17 protein-coding genes are annotated in these 20,645 nt (G+C 40.4%); 15 read left to right on the forward strand and 2 right to left on the reverse strand.

Annotated features, from left to right (window positions below):
* Window positions 1–122 precede the first annotated feature (122 nt).
* From GK047_RS20350 to GK047_RS20415, 14 genes are all read left to right on the forward strand, one after another.
* Window positions 123–3,098, forward strand: a complete 2,976-nt coding sequence (locus GK047_RS20350; protein ID WP_163951024.1) for a DNRLRE domain-containing protein — start codon at window positions 123–125, stop codon at window positions 3,096–3,098.
* A gap of 15 nt (window positions 3,099–3,113) precedes the next feature.
* The gene (locus tag GK047_RS20355; RefSeq protein WP_163951027.1) at window positions 3,114–7,952 is read left to right on the forward strand and encodes an HYD1 signature containing ADP-ribosyltransferase family protein; all 4,839 of its coding nucleotides are present in this window, start codon (window positions 3,114–3,116) and stop codon (window positions 7,950–7,952) included.
* 13 nt (window positions 7,953–7,965) lie between these two features.
* Window positions 7,966–8,247, forward strand: coding sequence for a DUF6881 domain-containing protein (locus GK047_RS20360; RefSeq protein WP_163951030.1), 282 nt, complete (start codon window positions 7,966–7,968; stop codon window positions 8,245–8,247).
* A gap of 105 nt (window positions 8,248–8,352) precedes the next feature.
* A complete protein-coding gene (locus GK047_RS20365; protein WP_481856026.1) occupies window positions 8,353–8,646 on the forward strand; it encodes an RHS repeat-associated core domain-containing protein in 294 nt (97 codons plus the stop codon).
* Window positions 8,627–9,310 carry a hypothetical protein gene (locus tag GK047_RS20370; RefSeq protein ID WP_163951034.1) on the forward strand — a complete coding sequence of 228 codons (684 nt, stop codon included), beginning with the start codon at window positions 8,627–8,629 and terminating at the stop codon, window positions 9,308–9,310. The genes GK047_RS20365 and GK047_RS20370 overlap by 20 nt, the downstream gene beginning before the upstream one ends.
* On the forward strand, window positions 9,292–9,939 hold the full coding sequence (locus GK047_RS20375; protein ID WP_163951038.1) for a hypothetical protein: 648 nt from the start codon (window positions 9,292–9,294) through the stop codon (window positions 9,937–9,939). The genes GK047_RS20370 and GK047_RS20375 overlap by 19 nt, the downstream gene beginning before the upstream one ends.
* Window positions 9,940–10,345: 406 nt before the next feature.
* Window positions 10,346–10,840 carry a hypothetical protein gene (locus GK047_RS20380; protein ID WP_163951041.1) on the forward strand — a complete coding sequence of 165 codons (495 nt, stop codon included), beginning with the start codon at window positions 10,346–10,348 and terminating at the stop codon, window positions 10,838–10,840.
* Between the two features lie 598 nt (window positions 10,841–11,438).
* Window positions 11,439–13,337, forward strand: a complete 1,899-nt coding sequence (locus GK047_RS20385) for a S8 family serine peptidase (RefSeq protein WP_163951044.1) — start codon at window positions 11,439–11,441, stop codon at window positions 13,335–13,337.
* 304 nt (window positions 13,338–13,641) lie between these two features.
* Complete coding sequence (locus GK047_RS20390; protein WP_481856031.1) at window positions 13,642–13,875, forward strand: RHS repeat-associated core domain-containing protein; 234 nt, start codon at window positions 13,642–13,644, stop codon at window positions 13,873–13,875.
* 518 nt (window positions 13,876–14,393) lie between these two features.
* Window positions 14,394–14,609, forward strand: a complete 216-nt coding sequence (locus GK047_RS20395) for a DUF4083 family protein (RefSeq protein ID WP_163951050.1) — start codon at window positions 14,394–14,396, stop codon at window positions 14,607–14,609.
* Window positions 14,590–15,591 carry a DUF2569 family protein gene (locus tag GK047_RS20400; RefSeq protein ID WP_163951054.1) on the forward strand — a complete coding sequence of 334 codons (1,002 nt, stop codon included), beginning with the start codon at window positions 14,590–14,592 and terminating at the stop codon, window positions 15,589–15,591. The genes GK047_RS20395 and GK047_RS20400 overlap by 20 nt, the downstream gene beginning before the upstream one ends.
* A gap of 170 nt (window positions 15,592–15,761) precedes the next feature.
* Window positions 15,762–16,340 (forward strand): hypothetical protein, encoded by a 579-nt coding sequence (locus tag GK047_RS20405; RefSeq protein WP_163951058.1) that lies wholly within the window; start codon window positions 15,762–15,764, stop codon window positions 16,338–16,340.
* Window positions 16,341–16,403: 63 nt separating this feature from the next.
* The gene (locus tag GK047_RS20410; RefSeq protein WP_163951061.1) at window positions 16,404–16,619 is read left to right on the forward strand and encodes a hypothetical protein; all 216 of its coding nucleotides are present in this window, start codon (window positions 16,404–16,406) and stop codon (window positions 16,617–16,619) included.
* Window positions 16,620–16,712: 93 nt separating this feature from the next.
* On the forward strand, window positions 16,713–17,384 hold the full coding sequence (locus GK047_RS20415; protein ID WP_163951064.1) for a YdeI/OmpD-associated family protein: 672 nt from the start codon (window positions 16,713–16,715) through the stop codon (window positions 17,382–17,384).
* A gap of 112 nt (window positions 17,385–17,496) precedes the next feature.
* Here GK047_RS20415 and GK047_RS29795 read toward each other — a convergent pair whose 3' ends face one another.
* Window positions 17,497–18,084, reverse strand: a complete 588-nt coding sequence (locus tag GK047_RS29795) for a hypothetical protein (RefSeq protein ID WP_240344066.1) — start codon at window positions 18,082–18,084, stop codon at window positions 17,497–17,499.
* Window positions 18,085–18,464: 380 nt separating this feature from the next.
* Window positions 18,465–19,262 (reverse strand): protein-glutamine gamma-glutamyltransferase, encoded by a 798-nt coding sequence (locus tag GK047_RS20425; RefSeq protein WP_163951068.1) that lies wholly within the window; start codon window positions 19,260–19,262, stop codon window positions 18,465–18,467.
* 315 nt (window positions 19,263–19,577) lie between these two features.
* Between GK047_RS20425 and GK047_RS20430 the strand changes: the two genes are divergently transcribed.
* The gene (locus tag GK047_RS20430; RefSeq protein WP_163951071.1) at window positions 19,578–20,468 is read left to right on the forward strand and encodes a LysR family transcriptional regulator; all 891 of its coding nucleotides are present in this window, start codon (window positions 19,578–19,580) and stop codon (window positions 20,466–20,468) included.
* Window positions 20,469–20,645: the final 177 nt, after the last annotated feature.

The raw sequence follows: 20,645 nt of genomic DNA on the forward strand, positions 1-20,645 counted from the left end.
TCTGAAATGCGGATGAAAATTTTAAATTTATAATATTTTAAAACAAAAGTTACCATGGAAAATAATTACTTTCTAAGATATATTTAAGTATGTTGGAATTAATTGTTGAAAGGAGTCGTTATATGACTTGGAAATGGAAAAAGAGAGCATCAACATTAGTAATTAGTTCAGTTCTATTAACTTCACTACCTTTTGGAGGTGTTGCTGCTTCGCCAACTATTAGAGGGAGTGAGCTAAGCAATGACATAGCTCTGGAGCAAAGAACTCAACACTCAAGCTCGAATGCAGTGAAAATGACACACCCAGCTTATAAATCATCAGGTATTACTTCTAGCCTACTTCGCCAATCGGCTTTAAATCAGCCAGTCTCACAACAAGTAACCGATATTTGGCCAACCTCCACAGTTCAACAAGATTCTAATACTCACTCTACTGTGAGTACCAATGTTTACACGGGTAGTCAATCACTTTTAGACGGAATGCTTGGAAAAGAAACTAACGTTCAATCTAATAAGAAAGTTATTCGAGAGGTGAAGGAGAAGCGAACAAGTAATAGCAAACACTATCTCTTGGAGGATGGATCATACCAAGCTGTTATTGGTCGAGAAGATGTGCACTATGAAGATGAGAATGGTCAATTACAAGATATACAAATCGATTTAACCGATGAGGCTGAAATTGATAAATCGATAACGTCTTTTTCAAAGGAATCATCTGGGAAAGTGAAATCTCTGATTCAAGATGGAATGAAAAGAAGCCTTGCTAAAAAGGTGGATAAGGATGAAACAGCTTATCGCCCACTTCACGTTCCATTTCAAGCAGAGCTTCCGAAAAAATATAATAAGGGTTACTCAATTGGAAAAGGAAATGACAAACTTACTTTTATTCCAGTAGGAGCAAGTTCTGTTGTTGGAACTGTGTATGGTAAAGGTACTATTTTGTATTCGAAAGCTTGGAATTCAACTGATGTTGAATTGAAGATTACGGAGACGGGTGTTAAAGAAACGCTTGTTTTAAAGGATTCATCCGCACCAACACTTTTTTCTTTTGAAGTTAAAGGAAAACTAGATGATAAGTTTAAGTCAGGCAATTTACAGCTAGAACCCGCTTGGTTGGAAGATAGTTCTGGTATTCACAGGGATGTTGTACAAAAAATAAGAGTGGAAGAAAATAAGACTTTTATTGATTTATTTGCAGATGTCTCTAATTTAGTCTATCCCGTTAAGGTCGATCCTACAGTGACAATGCAACCATCAGTTAAGGGAATGAATACATCTATTACTAGTAGAAACCGTACACCTCCCACGCCAGGTTCTCCTCGTTCTACGATTTCTATAAATAAAGATTATTTTACTGAAGGTAGGGGACTTCTTCAATTTGACTTATCTTCTTTTAAGAGTGACATCACTATTAAATCTGCAAATGTAAGTTTGTACCGTTTTACTGGTGGTGATGGATGGCAAATAGCTTTTTATAAAAACATCTCTTCATGGGCTGTTGATACTGCATATTGGGATAACCAACCACAGCATGATCCAAATGTTTCTGACAGAACTTGGGTTGGTGGAAATGGGTGGTACAACTGGGATATAACTAATCTTGTACAACAATGGGTTTCAGGAACATCACCAAATTACGGGGTGAAAATCATCGGAGAAAATGCTATTAATGGATTAACTTCATTCTACGCTTCTGACTATCATTATAATGAACCCACATTAATACCTAAAATCACGATTGTCTATAATGAACCATCCAGTATTCCACTAATATTATCACCATCCTCTAATGATGTATGGGATGGGACAAGTACAATTTCTTGGACAGCTGCTAACGATAGTGAAACACCACAGAGCCAATTGAAATATCACATTCAGTTATCAACAAACGGTGGTTCAACATGGTCAGATATAGTTGCATTAACGAATGCGGGAGTTACCACGTTTTCCTATGACTTTTCGTCTATCGCTGAATCAACGAATGCTCTAGTTCGAGTCCGTGGTTATGACGGTGGGTTGTACAGTGCTTGGGGGCAATCAGCACAATTTCGAATAGCTCATAATCATGCACCAAATGTCCCGAGTAATATAAACCCATTAGGTACTTCAATTGCACCTGCATTGGCAACTATCACGCCAATCCTGAACTGGACTTTTTCTGATCCTGATGCAGGAAATACACAATCCGCATATGAAGTCATTATTAGCAATTCGTCAGGCACAAATATCTATGATTCTGGATGGGTAAATTCAAGTGCTAACACCTTTACAGTGCCGAACGGCAAGTTAAGTAGAAACAATTTATATAACTGGCAAGTAAGAGTCAAGGATAACAAGGGAGCTGACTCATCTTATACAGCAAGCAGTTATATTAAAATAAATAGTCAACCAACCTTATCCCTTACATCATATGTAGATGGACAACAGATACCTGATAACGTGCTAAACTTCACATGGACATATGCAGATGTAGATGGACAAGTACAAACCTCATATCAAATTCTAGGTTCACAAGATAATTGGGCTACAGTCGGTTACAACACGGGGATTATTAGCGGAAACGCTACAACAAAGTCAACAACAGCATTAGCGAGTGGTATATGGAGCTTCAAAGTTTTGGTGAATGATGGAGTTGAATGGTCGAATCCCGTTATAAGAAGCAATTTAACATTATCTAATGCATATGAACCGAATGACACTTCAGCACAAGCGTTTGCTATAAATTACTCGCAAAATTATAATTCACTGATTTCGTCAGTAACGGATATTGATTTCTACAAGTATGTGGCGTCAGCTACTGGCTTAGATAGATTCATTCTCAATGTCCCTGCTGGATTAAACTACGATGCGTATATTTACGATTCTAATATGAATCTAATAGCTTTAACGGGGCGAGGAGCAGGACTTGCTGAAAATATCCTATACGATGTAACTGCTGGAAGCACTTATTACATTAAAATCGTGGGTGTCGGAGGTAACTACAGCACAACACTCCCTTACTCCTTTATCGTCAATAAGCTATCCATGCAGTTCCAATCTAATTACCAATTTGATTCAAACGGCAACATTATCAATAAAACCACTACCAAATCCAACTAAGGAGGAACAAACCTTTTGAATAAACTATTAACGAGAGTACTTTCTATCACCGTGCTCTCAACTCTATTACTATCAAGTCTACCGCTTGAAAGCGTAGTTTCTTACGCCGCGGCTGCTGATAAGCAAGAGAAGAAACAGTTCGACACGACTGAGAATTGGAAAAAGAAACTGAAAGACTCCTACTCCATCTCAGATGCTGATATTCAAGGCATTTTAGATCAAGGTTACACGTTAGACGATGCTGAAAAGGCACTGAAAGATCAGAAAAACACGAAAAGCGATTTACAGGCGAGTTTAGAAAAGGTCAGTCCTCGTGGCGTAAATAACTCGAAGCAAGCTAAGAGTATCGTAAAAAGTGAACTTGGAGATAAGAGCTATAATGTAAAATCAGTTCCAGTCCTCAGCAGGTCACTGGCTGCAATGTCTGACCCAAATCCTGTGCCTGATTACAGTTACGTGAACACACATCCTGATGAAGCTCCATACTCGGTTAAACTAGATCAGGAAACCGTATCTACGCTTTCTGGCGGACTTTCCATGCAGGCTGCTGATATGAGCCTGCCGGGTCGTAATGGACTTGGATTTACCTTAGCCAGATCGTACGATAGTGCCTCGTCACAGTTTAACCAAATGGTTAGCTATGGAAGTTCCAACGGAACCCTGCAACCTAATGATGAAAAGCTATTTCCAATTGGTAAAGGGTGGACTTGGAATATCTCCTATGTAGAATCTAGCGGAAGTAATAAGTTCCTCCACCTTGGAGGATCAGGGGTTTATAAAATCGATGCCACTAATAACTTAGTTGGTTATCCATGGAAAGACCTTACTTTTGCAACGAGCTCAGCCTCAAGGAATGGCCAGACTGCTGCTTATGTGCTAACCTCCCTACAGAAAGTTAGTCAGTATTTTAATTCGCAAGGTCAGTTAATCCAAATTGCTGATGCCTATGAGAATGTAATTAACTTTACTTATACCAATGATGCCAGTTATGGGTCTGTACTTAGCACAATCACGGATGCGATTGGCAATACGATTACCATCACTTATAGCACATCATCTGTTGTCATAACGAAAGGGACACAAACCGTCACTTACTACAAAACATCTATGAATGGCAAAGAATTGTTAAGCCAAGTTGTAGACGCGGTTGGACGTGCAACGACGTTTGATTACAGCATAAAGGACGCTCAATTTAACTTAGTTGGAACGACACCTAATACAAGCAATCCTTATGCGTTACTTACAGGAGTTACTCATCCTACTGGTTCCAAATCCATCTACACCTACGAAGATGGCGCAATGACTCGGTTCACAGGTGTGGGTTCAGTTAACCAAGTATACCGGGTAAAATCACGTGAAGACCAATTCACAAAAAGTGATAATACGCTCGAAACGGTTAATCACAAAGATATTACATTCCCATTAAGTGACATTGGCAGTTCTTATAATACGAGCTTCTCTTTCTCCGTTGCTGTAAATGATGGTCTTACACAGACCGCATTTACGAACAAGAAAGTTTACATCGATGAGAATACGCCAGCTGTTTTCTATAACACTAACGTGGTTACTACGTCTTCCTCCAATGGACAGACGTATACCAACACGACAGACTATATCTATGACGAGGCCAGACGCTGGACATCACCAATCTCTACAAAAGTGACGAAAGCTGTTTCTGGAAATGCCACTTCCAATATTAGTAACACTTCCCTGTCTTATAATGACTATGGGAATGTCATAAGCTCCGTGGACGTGTTAGGAGTTACTACGACGTATACGTACGATGCAGCATCCCATTTGCTTGTCGGTGTGTCCAAACCCGTATCGACAACTCAGACGCAATACACGGAATATGTCCGAGATGCTACTCATGGTAATGTAACAACGGTTCGTGTGCGTGATGGCAGTTTAACAGGTGCAGTGCTACAAGAAACCATTAACGAAAATTATGATTCATTCGGTAATGCTTGGCAGACAAGAGTTAAGAAGGACGCGACAAACTATGTCAGTTTCCAAACAGAGTACAATGCGGCTGCTCCTTACTCTGGAGCCTATCCGACCAAGCAGACCATTGCCGTAAAAGACGTTAATGGTGCTCCGTCAACGATCATTAAGCAGTACGACTACAATACGGCTAATGGGCAACTCAAAACGTTTATTGATGGTAAAACCTTCAGGACGACGTATGAGTACGATGCGATTGGTCGCGTAACGAAAGCTATTCATCCAGATAACAGTTTCGTAAAAGTGGATTACTTTGATTTCCAGAATCAGGTTCAACAGACAGATGAAACAGGTATTCAAACTCTCACAAAATGGAATCCGATCGGTTGGAAAGTGGATGCGGGTTTAAACGAGGGTGGTATCTACAAGTCTAAAGCAAAATATGGTTATGACAAATTTGGCCGTTTAACGTGGACAGAAGATGCATTAGGTAACAAGTCAAGCTATGGGTATGATCAGTGGAGTCGTCAGAATCTGATTACCTACCCAGACATTTCTACAGCAAGTGTGCTATATGATGACATTAACAACACCAAGGCAAGCACCGATGCAGAAGGATACACAATCAAGGAGTACTACGATAAAGGTGGCCGCACAACAAGTAAGGAAGAAACGAAAAAGCTCGCTGGCGGAACCAAAACAACGACGCTTGGCTCGTTCACCTTTGATCATGTGGGTCATGTGCTTACAGCCAAAGATTATGTAACGCCGCAGAACACAACCACCTACAGCTACGACACGATAGGTCGTCTGACAAGTGTTTTGAATGCGAAGAATGAGCCTACAGGGTATCAGTACGATAATCTTGGCAATTTGTTACAAGTAACTTATCCAGATAGTAAAATTAATCTTAAGAAGTACGATGAGATCGGCCGATTGATTCAAACGACGGATGCCAATAGTAAAGTGGAAAAGTTTTTCTATGATGCGAACGGGAATCAGACTCAACTGTTAGATCGTAATGGTAATGGGTTTAAGTATACATTTGACAATCGGAACTTCCTCAGCAAGAAAGAAGTCACGGATGCCGCTTGGAATCCCTTAGCTGGGGAAGAAACGATTGGATTCAAATACGACTTAGCAGGCCGCCGCACAGAAATGAACGATGGTACTGGTACGACGAAATATGCCTTTAATTCTTCAACGGGTGCATTACATACACAAACCTACCCTGATGGAAAAACCATCAAGTATGATTACGATGCTGCAGGCAATCGCTTTGTCATGAACGATCCGTTTGGTGTGAATACGTATTATCACTATGATTCACGCAATCGTTTGGATATCGTTGCGCCATCTGCTGATTTCCTAAAAGATACGGAGACAACTAAGACAACAGATTACGATGCAAAGTACACGTATACTAACAATAGCTTGCTGAAGCAGATTACACAGCGAAATGGAGTTACTTCAGAATTTGGATATGATGGGCTGCGAATTGGGTCTCTAATTGAGAAAAAATCTGATGGAACAACGCTGAATACATTCGCCTATACCTATGATAACAACGGAAATCAGAAGACAAAAACAGAAAATGGGACGACGAATAACTTCAACTACGACGCACTTAATCGTATCTCAACATCGGATCAGTTTAATGAGAATTATGGATACGATAATCGTGGTGACCGTACCAGCATGACGACAAATAATCCATTTGATAGTCCGGATTCAACTCGTACGTTTGATAAAAGGGACATGCTGAATAACGTTGCTTTGGCGAGCGGAGGCAACGTATCTTATAAGTACAACGGTGACGGGTTGCTGTGGGAGCGGACGGAGAATGGGCAAACAACCAGATACTATTGGGATGGTTCACAGGTTATCGCGGAAGGTAACGTTTCAGGTGGAGTAGCAACGCTGAAAGCACGTTACATTCGTGGACAAGGACTTGTAGCTCGCGAGGATGGTCAAGGTAAGGCGTACTATCTTCAAAACGGACATGGCGACGTGGTAAACTTGATGGATAGCACGGGGAAGACGAAGCTCAATTCGTACCAGTATGACATTTGGGGGAATATTGTAAGTCAGACGGAGAATCTACCACAGCCATTTAAGTATAGCGGCGAGATGCAGGATGATAAGGTTGGGCTGCAATATTTGAGGGCTCGATGGTATGATCCTAGTATGGGCAGGTTTGTTGGGGAGGATTCGTATGCTGGGCAGGTTGATAATCCGTTGAGCTTGAATAGGTTTACTTATGTGGAGAATAATCCTTTAACGAAAACTGACCCAAGTGGTCATTGCCCTTGGTGCGTAGTTGGTGTGATATGGGGATTAGAAGCACTTATTGATGCATTAATAGGAACAGCGGCTGTGGGAGCAGGTGTAGCTTTTGGATCAGCAGCTCCAAAAGAAGTACCTGATGTTTCTGTGCCATCTAAGCCAGACTTAAAGGTAATACCAGGAGGGAAAAGCAGTTCACCTGATCCTGAACCTGAACCTAACCGAAGAGTAACGCCACCAGTTTTTCCTGACGCTCAGCCAAATAAAGATGAAGAGGAAAAGAAAAAAAGGATACTTTATCATTATACAGATCTTGCTGGATACCAAGGAATATTAAGTTCAATGGTACTGTGGCCTTCTACAAAAGCTAAGCGGCCTAGAGACGCGGCTTATGGAGACGGTCAATACTTTACAGATATTGCACCTAATACAATGACAAAAAGAGATTTGTCGCAAGCATTATATAGAAATACGTATCAAACAGATAGTGTCAGTTATTATATTGCTGTTGATGTTACAGATTTACCTATTCAATATGGAAGACCTTATGTTTATGTACACCTTAACCCATTGCCGTTACCATTAGAGGGGCGACTCGTAGACTCTGGGGCTCAAACAAAGTAAAGGAGGTCAAACAATGAGATATATGATAGTCGAAATTCACAAAACTTCTATGCTCGTTCCATCGATAATCTATTCAGAAATTGATTCGGAACACTATGAAGTTCGAAAGATTGAAATTTTCTCCAATGGACATACTGGGTTTGCCACAGAAATATTGGAATTTGGCGGAACTGGTTTATCCGATAAGCCTATTCCCAGTGTCGAGAGTATTAATGAGACACCGGGCTTCTATGCTAAAGAACTTAAACATTCAGAATTTGAAGATGCTTGGAGTAAATATACAAAACAGTTATAATGAGAACTTATTTTCCAACCGCTTGCGACTATCGCTTGGCGGTTCTTTTTTCTGCCGCGGTATTGATTGTTTTAAAGATACCATAGATAAAACGGACACGGTGACGTGGTAAACTTGATGGATAGCACGGGGAGGACGAAACTTAATTCGTACTCGTATGACATATTCGGGAATATTGTAAGTCAGACGGAGAATCTACCACAGCCGTTCAAGTATAGCGGCGAGATGATGGATGACAAGGTTGGGTTGCAATATCTGAGGGCTCGTTGGTATGATCCAAGTATGGGGAGGTTTGTTGGGGAGGATTCGTATGGTGGGCAGGTTAATAATCCACTGAGCTTGAATAGGTTTACTTATGTGGAAAATAACCCTCTGACTCATGTTGACCCTACGATATAATGCAAACTTTAATCAGAACCAATATAACTACCTAATTAATTTAGCAAAAGGTAATGATGGTACTGCAGCCTGGGCAAAACAACAACTCAGTGATCAAAGGTATTTTATCGATCCAAATGAGTCTAAGAAAGTATACACTTTATCAGAAATCGATTCAGGGAGCTCGAGATTTAATTTAACAAATGAAGTTGTATTTAATGGAGGGCTTCTTGCTGGGCTTGTAGGGGCTGTATTTTCATGGCCTGCTGTTGCTGCAGCGGCTGATACTGCTGCTATTGGAACTACTTCTTCAGGAGTTGCGTCTGGTGCCACATTTACCTTCTATCATGTCACAACTAAAACAAATGCTGCATCAATAATCAGTTCTGGTAAGTTAGGGGACTATACCAAGAGCATGTGGGAAGCAGGATATCAGTATGTGTTTAAAGAACTTCCTACAAAAGCTCAAGCAGAATTGGCAGGCTTAGGAAGCAAAGCTGAAACCATTGTAAAATTTGAAACAAAGATAGATTACTTTAATGTAGTAGATAACGGCGTTGATGAAAGTCTTAGATATATTGCAAGAGTGAGTAATAGGCCAGGATCTTTTGAGATTCTAAATGCACAGGAAGTGGGGTTTGGATCGGTATGGTGGAATCCAGCGACTTGGAATTGGTTCAAGTAAGCGTGCATAATTTATGTAGCATTGATGATCCTATATTAAGTAATTACGGAAAAATGAGAGATTTGTGTCATGACTTTTCCTATGATTTTATCGGAGGCCATGCATATGGAATCATAAGTGACTGCGGAGCAGGAGGGTGGGGGCTTTCTTATGCACTTTCTGGATTAGGGAGTATACTCAGTGGGGAAGCGAAACTTAACAATACTCTTTTGAATCAAGAGATGTTGAAAGCATTGTCTTGTTATGTTGGAGAAGATACGCAACCTACCAATATTTTTGGAAAGAAATCAAGCTCTGTGAAGAAGCAACTATTACGTGGGAGTAGATTGATAGAAGGGCAGCTTGAGCTTGATTCTATTATTCATCAATTTGGATTACCTATCGAAAAACTAGATAATTTAATTAAACATATTGGTAATGACAGATGGAATGCAACAGCAGCTATTGGCTTTGCGCAAAACAAAAAAATTTACTGTTTCCCTTGGTTGAACAAGGATTGGATTCATAAATTAAGACCTAGATTAGAAAGAATCTTAGAGGTAATCAAGAATGATGGAGGAATAGTCATTATACCTACAAGTCGTCCAGAAAATCTGCTTGATATGGTTGATAAATGTGTTTTTCTTTAAATTTTGATGGTTTTAAACCGCCTTGCGAGTATAGCTTGGCGGTTGTTCTTTTTCTGCCGCTGTATCGCTAACAACGAAAGATGTACCAAGTTATAACTGAAAAGAAATTGCTAGCCATGTACGGTAAGTTTCATACCTCCATGAAAGAGCAATTTTATTAGGAGGTGTGGTTACGAATGTATGACGAGTTGAACATAGAATCAATTCCTTGTTGGAGTCGCCACAACATGATAAACAAGTGGTTGATAAGGTAAATGTAATCATATCTAAATTAGGTTCAAGCGAACAGTTAGGAATACATGCAGATTTATCAAATGCTTCAAGAAGACCACATGTGTATGTTGTGCCTCATACTTTGTTACTGAGTAAAAACTGATTTAAGTTGATCAATACGAGGAGTAATGCTATGAACTATTTTGAGTTTTGTCAACCAATAGAAACTTGGTATTTCGAGGCAGATGAAGAGGGGACAGTCTTTAGGCAAATCGTAGTGAAGGCTGCGGGTGACTTTATCATTTCAAATCAAAAACATGAAAGTTATGGTTTTTTCTTATCTGATCAAGGTCTCGACAATAAAAATTCTGTCTATTTGGAAATAACAAAGGATACGTTTGAACAAATATGGTCTGATCTTCTTCAATGTAATATTCTCGAATGGGAAAGAATAAAATCTTTACTTGTAATTGGGACTGAAGTGGATGGAGTTATTGAAGTCTTCTATCCACAAGGTGTGATTATTAACCTTAACAAATTGAATGCAATGGGCATAGCTGATTATTCAGAATGCAAATCCAGTACATCTCCCGAAAACTTATATCCAGGATATAGTGTCAAAGCTAGAGTTAAAGCTTTTGATGAAGTTAACCAATGGATTATTTTAGAGGGCGCCAAAGTAAGCTGATGCTTTAAAAAATCTTAAAGATGCGCAGTTTACAATGTTACCGCCTTGCGAATATCGCTTGGCGGTTCCTCTTTTTCTGCCGCTGTATCACTAACAACGTAAATAACCGCTCAGAGAGTATGTGCGGAGGTAATCAATGGAGTAATAATTGCCCATGCCTCTCCCTGCTCCACTCACTGGTTGGGCTTGAGAGTGATTCTTACGTTACTGTGTGACGCGGCAATAGCTTGGAGGCAAGTTGTTGATTGCTCTAAGACAGGGGCATAGTAAAGATCATTTTTCATAGAATTTCGTGACTTTTACTCAGAAATAATAATTTATTAGACTTCATCTAACGAGCGATCGAGCCTTCTGTTCTTAAAGAGCGTAAAAGCAAGGACGATTTGAAGAAAATATAATTTAATAGTATATTAAACTAATTTATCCCAATTAAATCTGTGTTAAATAAAGCAATTAGAAGCATGACTCTGATAGATGAATATTTCTATTGTTGTTTACGCTTACTTCAGCTTTGACCCGAAATTTACCTAAAACTATACTAAAGGAATGTCAGACTCGTTTAATAGCTGATAAAAATAATAGAATTGGAAGGGATGAAATGATGCACAGGTATTTCCGTCTCAAAAGCACGTTGTCCGTCGCCCTCGTCTCGTCTTTGCTATTGTCGTTAAACGCTTGGCAAACTGGAGCTTACGCCTCAGAGGGAGGGCAGACCGTTCCAACGAATTCGTCAGTCACTTCCACCGTATCTCCAGCATTCTATGAAGAAATTGTTGTCAAGCTTAGAGCACAAGCCCCTGTTCCAAATAAAGCAGGAACGCTCCAATCGCTGTCGTTCGTTCCGGAATTATCGTTTGGTCGATCATTCTCGCAATTCGTACCGCGACCTAGTGCAAGCTTTGCTACCAATGAGAATGCAGCCGTATTCGAACGCTACTACTCGGCGAAAGTCCCGGCAGGCGCTGACGTTCAACAATTGTTGCAAAAGCTGCGGAGCTCTTCGCTCGTCGAGGACGCATATTTGAGTCAGAAGCCGGGATTACCTCAACAGACTGCGAGCGCACCCCTTCCGAACTCAACACCAGTCCTATCGGGCGACGATCCGCGTTATTCTCTGCAAGGATATGCGCAGTCGGCACCGACAGGTACTAACTCTACCTACGCTTGGCAATTTGAAGGCGGCGATGGCAAAGGCATCAAGTGGGCCGATGTCGAGTGGAATTGGGCATTAAATCACGAAGATCTGGCTGCCCACAAGATGCAGTTGCTGCCAGGTTCCACCAATGACGGGGATGGCCGACATGGTACTGCCGTACTCGGCGTCGTATCAGCGGTTGACAATACTATCGGCAATATCGGGATGGCCAGCAAAGCACAGCCATACGCATCATCTTTAGTTCGTGTCGCAGGTAATTGGAGTACAACTGAAGCAATCTTGTCCGCAACGCAAGTGCTATCGGCGGGTGACGTTATCCTGCTCGAAATACAAGTCGGCTCTAACAATGCTTGGATGCCAATTGAAGTGCAGACCGCAGAGTTCGACGCGATCAAGTACGCAACGAGCCTTGGCATTACTGTAGTAGCCGCTGCAGGTAACGGCAATGTGGATCTTGACCTGTACAAAACCTGGGATAACAAATACACCTTCAACCCGAATAATCCGGATTTCAAAGACTCCGGATCCATACTGGTTGGCGCAGGCTCGTCGACGGTGCCTCACCATAGACTCGGCTTCAGTAACCAGGGGAACCGGATCGACGCTTACGGTTATGGTGAGAACGTCGCCACCTTAGATTCGACCAGTGTTAATTCGACAACTGGGTATACAGACACATTCAACGGCACATCATCCGCTTCACCAGTCGTTGTAGGCACAATCATCCAGTTGCAAGGGATCGCTAAAGCTAAATTTGGTGTGCCGTATACACCTGCGGAGATTCGTCGACTACTGAGATGGCTGCCGTACAATGTGCCGACGTCAGATCCAGCGAGTGATAGAATCGGCTCCCTGCCTAACTTACAGGAGATTATAACGAATCTGCCTACACCGGGAAATGTACCCAACGATACGAGTGCACCGACTGCACCGACCAACCTCGTTGCAACTGATACTGCCAATAACGCCATAGACCTGACTTGGAACGCCTCTACAGACAATGTCGGTCTGATCGGCTACGACGTCTACGTAGATAACGATCCAATCACTAAATTAAGGGCTAGAAACACTTCGGCCAGCATCAGCGGATTAACACCTGGTTCGCATACCATTACGGCCAAGGCGCGAGATGGATTTAATAATTTATCAGCCGCAAGCAACTCAGTAACTGTTCAAATTCTTAATTGTCCTGCACCGTGGAACGCTTCAACCGCTTATTCGGTAGGTGACATTGTAGCTTATTACGGAGTGAAATATCAAGCGAAATGGTGGACACAAAACGAGCGTCCGGATCTGAAAAGTGGTCCAAACGATGTCTGGACTGTAGTTGGTCCTTGTTAATGAACTAATCTATAACTAATCAAACTAGTACTACAACGATGCTTAACAAACTAATGGATATAAAAAAAAAGACCCTATCTCCGAAGAGGCCACTGAAAACCCAATGGTTTTGAAAAACTCAGAAATTAGGGGCAAAGATAGCTCCCTTAATACGAAACGAGCCTTAGAAGCGATTCTAGAGGCTCGTTTTTTCTGATATTTTATTTTTTTAAGAAAAGCGGACTCCTTCAGTGACCACTGCGTAAAGTACAGTGCTTTTCTTTATGGCTTAATAAGTGTCGATATCTCGATATCTAAGTCTTTAATCTTAGACATCTTTGGAAATATTGTGAGCCAGCAGGAGAATACGCCGCAACCGTTTAAGTATAGCGGTGAGGTGTACGATGACACGACCAGTTTGCAGTATTTGCGTGCGCGTTGGTATGACCCGAGTATGGGACGGTTCATCAACGAGGATGGCTATGAGAGGCAGATTGATAATCCGCTGTTGTTGAATTTGTATACGTGTGTTAGTAATAATCCTTTATCACCAACATAGAAACGCCAATGGTACAATAGGGATAAAAAGGGAGTAGAGACTCTTGGAGGGGAAAGGAAGAAGAGAATTGAGTCTAAAGAGATCAGCTTGGTTTGTACTCATTGTTATGTTCGTATGCTTTTTGACTTTCACATATGCGATACCATCCTTTGCCTGTGCTTGTGAAGGTGAGGAACCCAACAATTTCCTTGGCTACGCATACTTTTCCCTTGGAATATTTATCTTTGTTGGCATTGCAGTATTTACGCTAATATTGGTGGTCAAAGCATTGAGAAGCGGAAGCTCCCTAGAGAGAAAGTGATTCAACTAACAAGTCGGACACACTAAGAAGTTACGGAAAGAATGTCTGTTAGTGCCCTAATTGAGTGGACTATTGACCCTAATAAGCTTTCTACTGATCAATGGTTGCGCGATATTGTAGTTATATTTGGAAAAATCGAAGGCAAGTTCTAGGTGCCAACTCAAATGAAAGTGTTACGTGTCCAGAATGCGAACAAGGATGCATTGAAACATTAGATATGGAGAAGTATGTCGAGAAGGAGAAATATGAGATGGAGTATTCATTTTCGCTAACAACTGCTGTAATGCAACTAATTTCTTTACTGATGGTTATCTTGCTGTTCGCTGCGTTGATAAGCGGCATTAGATACTTTGATTGGAAGAGGAAGCACGATGTTGAAATGGGCAAGAAACTGGATAGGGTAATTGAATTGCTTGGCAAGGAGAGGTCTTAATCAGCAATGGAAGGAAAGCCTTATTTGTGAGGAGTGTATTGTAATAACAAAATTTCAGGATCTATCACTCATACAAAGAGAAATTGAGCTAGGAGTATCATTATTAAGTGATGCTGAAATAATTGAAGAGTTTAATAACTGGATACCAAGTCAGACCTGTGAAGCAGCTGCTCAAGGGTATTTTTCTTTTATGTCATCAATTGCTTACTTTAGACCCACAATCATTCAACCTTTACTGGTAAAAGCATTAGAACCACTTTATTTCCTGGGAATTAGTGATGTAGAAGGAATTATGCGATGGGTGAGTCATTATAAGGATAATATGAAAGCCATGTACATCCCATCAAAAAACGGGCTTTTGTGGCTAAGTGTCGAATTTCCTAATTTGGAATATGAAGTATCTTTGTTGCTCAAGGAGTTAGGAAGTGAAGATACAATAATAGAAAGTGGTAATAAAGTGAAGGAAGACAGAGGTGTTGTATGTCCTTGGTGTGAAAGTAAGTTAGAATCAGGAATAAGTCATTGTCCTAAATGTGACAACGAAATTGTGGAATTTGATTTAAGCATAGAGGATAGTGTTGATTCATTGCCAATACGAGGATGGCTATTGATTTACAGTGCAACATGTATAATCGCTATTTTCTTTATTTGCTATTCGTATTTACTAATCATCAAAGTTGGCATATCAAATGTTGAGTGGACGAATCAACTGCTATTGTTAACTTCATACAATGTACTTCATTTAATTTGTTTGATAGCTTCTCTAATATTGATTATGAGCAAGAAAAAGCATGTTCCAAAGGTCATTGTTGGCTTAGAAGTTCTTAATTTAATTGCATTTGGTGTTAATTTTTTCTTGTCGTATAAAGTCGCTGCTCAAAGTTCTCTTATGACAGGTGTTTCAATAAAAGTGCTTTGGATTGGCTTGTGGATTTGTTATTTCCTAATGTCAAAAAGGGTAAAGCAAACATTTGTTCATTGAGACTTATACATAGGATTTAATTGCCCCCACCGCCTTGCAACTATCGCTTGGTGGTTTTTCTTTTCTACAGGCTAGCAATCAAGCAGATAACCGTGCCTAAGAATTCCCAATGAAACCATACGTTCGTATATTGCGTATTAATTCCATATTAATTCAGAGAGGAAGTTTTTATGAACACTACAAATATTCGTGAGGAGAATCGTCAAGAAAGATTTGCTAGAAAGAAGAAAGAAACCAGATTTTACGTCTTTCGTGTGATGACGACACCGATTTATTTAATACCGAGTGTTATAGTTTATTTTAGCTCCTTTTTGTTATGGATATACGATCTACGAGGTTCATCGTACTATCACTTGCTCCAGCCGATTGTTGAACTCAACATATCGATTCTAGGCTTGTTTATAATAGTAAGCTCAGCAAATATACCATTTGTCACTTCTTTTACTAGATCTTTATTAAAAATATTATTAACTGGATGGGTTGTTATACTCATTCAATTTTCCAAATTAGACCAACTCGATCAAAGTGTCTGGATAGTACTGTCTGGGTTTGCATTCATTTACCTAGAGGTACTTTTTGACATAAATGATTGTTTGCAAAAGGTAAAGGAATTTCAGTTTAAAAAAGTTAGATTTTTTAATGGAAGTTTTATTAAATCGCATTCTATTCCAATAACTATTGTTGCTGTAGCAGTTATAAACTTGATTTTATCTTATTTTATTTCCGATTTACTTAAAAGCATCGCTTAACTTTTTTTGATTTACAGTAATACCACAGATAGAACGGACACGGTGACAAACTTGATGGATAGTATGGGGAAGACGAAGCTTAATTCGTACAGCTATGATATATTCAGGAACATTGTTAGCCAGCAGGAAAATCTGCGACCTGGATCATTGGGAACAGGTAGCGATTGGATATGCTGTGTGTATGATTGTGATCAAGATGAACAGATTACCGATTCGATCAAACGCGCGGATAAAAAAATGGTTTCTACAAAAGATGAAATGAAGGAAGAGCCTATGTGACAACGGTTCTTCCTTGATTTATTTAGTTTCGGTTTTTGACTATAATTAGCATGAATCAATGAAGAGAATCCGAAAACATTTGGGGGATGAAGCATGACTAAATCGATAGTAGAAAAGCTGAATTTACAAAAATACGATCAAGCAGCAGTCCTGAATGAACCTGAAGGAACAGATTATTTAGCGGAATTGACAGGCTACACTACTACGCTGAGCGATCGTGCGTATGATCTCATATTTGCTTTTGTGTTAGATATGGAGTCACTAAAGAAACTGGTTGAACGTGTGATTGAACATCAGCATCTTAATAAGAATGGCTATTTATTTGCGGCGTATCCCAAAAAAGGAAACAAAGTCTACTCAACATTTATTCATCGTGATGACTTGTTAGCGGGTCTAGGCAGCGATGAGAATGGGTATATCGGGACAAGCAATATTAAATTTGCACGAATGGTAGGACTCGATGATATCTTTACAGTTGTAGGGCTAAAAGAGGACGCGAAGAGTAAAAACAAGACTTCTTCAAAACCAAGTCAATGTGTAGATGATTATATTTCCTTCATTCCAAGTGTGGAAAAGGATTTGAAGGATACGGCAGAGCTGCTTACCATTTACCAATCGCTTACCCCAGGTTATCGCAAAGATTGGGCACGTTATGTCTATAGTACTACACAAGAGGAAACAAGGGTAAAGCGTCGAGCGGAAATGAAGATGATTCTTCAGGCGGGTTATAAGAGTCGTGAGCTATATCGTAAAAATCAATCCTAGCCAAGTAAGCGGTAGATTCTGCAAAATCCATGTACAAATCCCAAAACAATATTCGTATCCGGGTGGTTCTCCAGTGTTACCTCTAGATGCTCTATGGGCGGGTCAATGGGAATCAAGAAAGAAGACAAAACCCTCTGCTGAAGAGGATTTCTAAGTAGAACAAGAAATGCAAAACGGCTCTTTCGCATTGAAGCGAAGGAGCCATTTTACGCTTACCTTTAAAAACAGGACTGACGAACTCAAATTGCCTGATTACGTGCGCAAAATATGGAGTGATTTTACTGCATAGTATGGTGGTGATGTGGATGGGTAGTATGGTGATGATGCGGATGGGTAGTATGGTGATGATGTGGATGGGTAGCATGGTGATGATGCGGATGCATAGCATGGTGATGATGTGGATGCATAGCATGGTGATGATGTGGATGTATAGCATGGTGATGGTGTGGATGCATAGCATGGTGATGGTGTGGATGGCTAGCATGGTGGTGATGCGGATGACTAGCGTGATGATGGTGTGGATCGCTAGCATGGTGATGATGCGGATGGCTAACATGGTGGTGGTGTGGATGGTAAGCATGATGATGGTGTGGATGGTAAGCATGATGATGGTGTGGATGGTAGGCAAGATGGTGGTGTGGATGGTAAGCATGATGATGGTGTGGATGGTGGACAAGATGATGGTGTGGGTGGTAAGCATGGTGTTGTTGGTGATGCATAGACACATGCTCTCCCATAGATATTTGCGATGGATTTTGATGGAGAGGGAGGTTATCCTCCGTCCATGCTGGACTTTGTTGAACAGGGAGGTTACTCGGCGTCCATGTTGGACTTTGCTGGATAGCGAGGTTACCCTCTGTTCTGGTTGGAATTACTTGCACACCGAGGTTATCTTCACTCAATGAAATTTCCTGTCTCATGTTCGTTCCCCTTTCAGATATAGGCATACACCATCCTATGCAAGGCTGAGAAAGAAGGGCACATGTCTATATAAAAATTGGGCGTATCTTCCGAAGTCAGAAAGCCAACCACCGAGACATCTGTGGCTGCTTGATTTGAAGCAGGCTTAGAAAACACGGTTTACCCGACAAATGTCCAAGCCCCTATTTTCGCAATCATTGGTTTTTCCTGAATGTTTGATTGAAAACGTGAAAAGAAGGAGAAGTTTGGATGAACGAATGTTTGCGTTAGGAACGCCGATTGCGTACTATCGGGTTTTCTAAATAAGTTGAGAACGGCAATGATTTCTTCAGCAGACACGATTCCGGTGCCATGTCCGTGTCCGTAGTATAGACCATTCTCTATTTTGATGGCATTTTGCCCTCTCCACCAAGGGGTTAGGGGGGAAAACTCAGGGTTGTCAAAATAAAGCACATCGCCCGTCACAGCTTCTTCTATATTTGTCCGGTCGTTCAGATGCAGGTTTTTGTTGTAGGTTTTATCAAATAATAAAAGATCGGAAAACAATCTATCGAATTGTTTGGGATCAATGGACTCTAATATGGCTTTGTATAGGATAACGACGATAGCTGTTGAACATTCAAAGGCATATAAGTTTCCGTTTCTAAAAATATCCCTTATCGCATCTTGCGCAGAAACGCCTGCTTTCAGCTGAAATCTACCTTGATGTGTATGGTGCCAATACGCCTCGTTGCACTGGGAATCTTTGAACCCAGCAAAATAGACGCCGCTCTGACTCAATGCCAGGGAGGACTCCATGATGTGGGTTCGCATCTGCAGTTCAAACAATAGCGTATTATCGGAATCGTATTCGTATTCAACAGAGCTATTTTTCTTTTTTTGATAAATCGTTAGTTCAAAGCCGGACAAGGCTCCTTCATCGAAGGCCGCTGCACGGTTACGCGCGATTACAATCATGGACTTCTCCTCATTTTTAAAATCAGTCAGGGTGATTTTCTCTACTTTATGGGAATTATTAATCATCCTTTTATTATCAATATGAGGGGCTTACGTATCTAATGACGGCTACTCGTGTAGAGGAAGCTTGATTTCATAGCAAGAGGAGCCACAAATGTTAAAGGTCAAACGGAAATTACCTATAATTATCCATTTTAAAGGAAGTTGTTGACAGTGGATTTGAGATGAATTATAGTAATAACAATCTTTTAATACCTAGTTAATATATCGGAATAATTATAATATTTTTTATCTAGGTAGTTGGAGGCTAGCACAATGAACATTGAGAATATTGAGGCGTTCGTTTATGTGATCCATTATGGTAGTTTTAACAAGGCGGCCGAAATATTATTTCTATCTCAACCTTCGGTAACAGCCAGAATACAATCCCTCGAACGTGAATTAGATTGTAGACTCTTCGATCGAATTGGTAAGCAAATTCATTTGACGGAAGAGGGGAAAAAGTTTTTGCCATATGGACAGCAGCTTTTGCAGACGTTCCAGAAAGGTAAAATACAATTGAAGCAAAAAAGAACGCTGCCTAACGAACTGCGAATTGGTTCCACGGTGTCAGTATCTAACTACATGATTCCGGAAATTATTCCGAAAATGAAGCTCAAATATCCAGATGTTAATTTTAAATTAACAACTGCGGTAACCGATGATATTTTAAATCGGGTGTTGAACAGAGAGTTGGACGTAGGTTTTGTTCGTCATATTAGCCATCCTAACATTCTTTCGGCTAAGTTTTATGAAGATCCAATTCGTTTATATGTGCATGAAGGTCACCCATTTATAAATAACGATAAACGATCTATTGAAGACATTGGGGATCAGCATTTAGTATTTTTTGAATGTGGTTCTCTGGATTGGATGCGCATTCACCGGATATTTGCAAGCTTGAAACGGCCGCCAAATATTGAATTTCTGATAGATAATTTGGAAACGGCCAAGAAGTTGGTCATGCAGCGAGTGGGTATCGCCTTCTTGCCTAGTCTATGTGTGAGTCAAGAAGTAAGGGAGAAGAAGCTGTTTCCTATCGATTTCCCTGAAACATCGGGCATTTCCTTACAAACGAATGTAATTTCACTTCATGGCGGGAGTACCTTATTTTTCAATAGTATACTGGAAAATTGTAAAATTTTATCGCAGCCAGCCAAAGCTTGATATTCAAACATTGAATATGCATATAGAAAAACTCTATTATCCAGTTCGTATACTTGATGATAAATTAAATCCATATCTATAATTCATACAAAACAGGTAGGAATTATAAACATAATAAATCATGATCAGATGAAACGGACGAGACCGTTTTTGAAGAGGATTACGCCAGAATGGAGC

Origin of the sequence: Paenibacillus sp. SYP-B3998, assembly GCF_010820665.1 — a bacterium.
Lineage (GTDB): Bacteria > Bacillota > Bacilli > Paenibacillales > NBRC-103111 > Paenibacillus_E.

Excerpts from the sequence above, each read along its gene's own strand:
- GK047_RS20350 (WP_163951024.1), top strand. The coding sequence starts at position 123 with ATGACTTGGAAATGGAAAAAGAGAGCATCAACATTAGTAATTAGTTCA.
- GK047_RS20360 (WP_163951030.1), top strand. The coding sequence starts at position 7,966 with ATGAGATATATGATAGTCGAAATTCACAAAACTTCTATGCTCGTTCCA.
- GK047_RS20370 (WP_163951034.1), top strand. The coding sequence starts at position 8,627 with ATGTTGACCCTACGATATAATGCAAACTTTAATCAGAACCAATATAAC.
- GK047_RS20380 (WP_163951041.1), top strand. The coding sequence starts at position 10,346 with ATGAACTATTTTGAGTTTTGTCAACCAATAGAAACTTGGTATTTCGAG.
- GK047_RS20385 (WP_163951044.1), top strand. The coding sequence starts at position 11,439 with ATGATGCACAGGTATTTCCGTCTCAAAAGCACGTTGTCCGTCGCCCTC.
- GK047_RS20395 (WP_163951050.1), top strand. The coding sequence starts at position 14,394 with ATGGAGAAGTATGTCGAGAAGGAGAAATATGAGATGGAGTATTCATTT.
- GK047_RS20405 (WP_163951058.1), top strand. The coding sequence starts at position 15,762 with ATGAACACTACAAATATTCGTGAGGAGAATCGTCAAGAAAGATTTGCT.
- GK047_RS20410 (WP_163951061.1), top strand. The coding sequence starts at position 16,404 with ATGGGGAAGACGAAGCTTAATTCGTACAGCTATGATATATTCAGGAAC.
- GK047_RS20415 (WP_163951064.1), top strand. The coding sequence starts at position 16,713 with ATGACTAAATCGATAGTAGAAAAGCTGAATTTACAAAAATACGATCAA.
- GK047_RS29795 (WP_240344066.1), bottom strand. The coding sequence starts at position 18,084 with ATGCTTACCACCCACACCATCATCTTGTCCACCATCCACACCATCATC.
- GK047_RS20425 (WP_163951068.1), bottom strand. The coding sequence starts at position 19,262 with ATGATTGTAATCGCGCGTAACCGTGCAGCGGCCTTCGATGAAGGAGCC.
- GK047_RS20430 (WP_163951071.1), top strand. The coding sequence starts at position 19,578 with ATGAACATTGAGAATATTGAGGCGTTCGTTTATGTGATCCATTATGGT.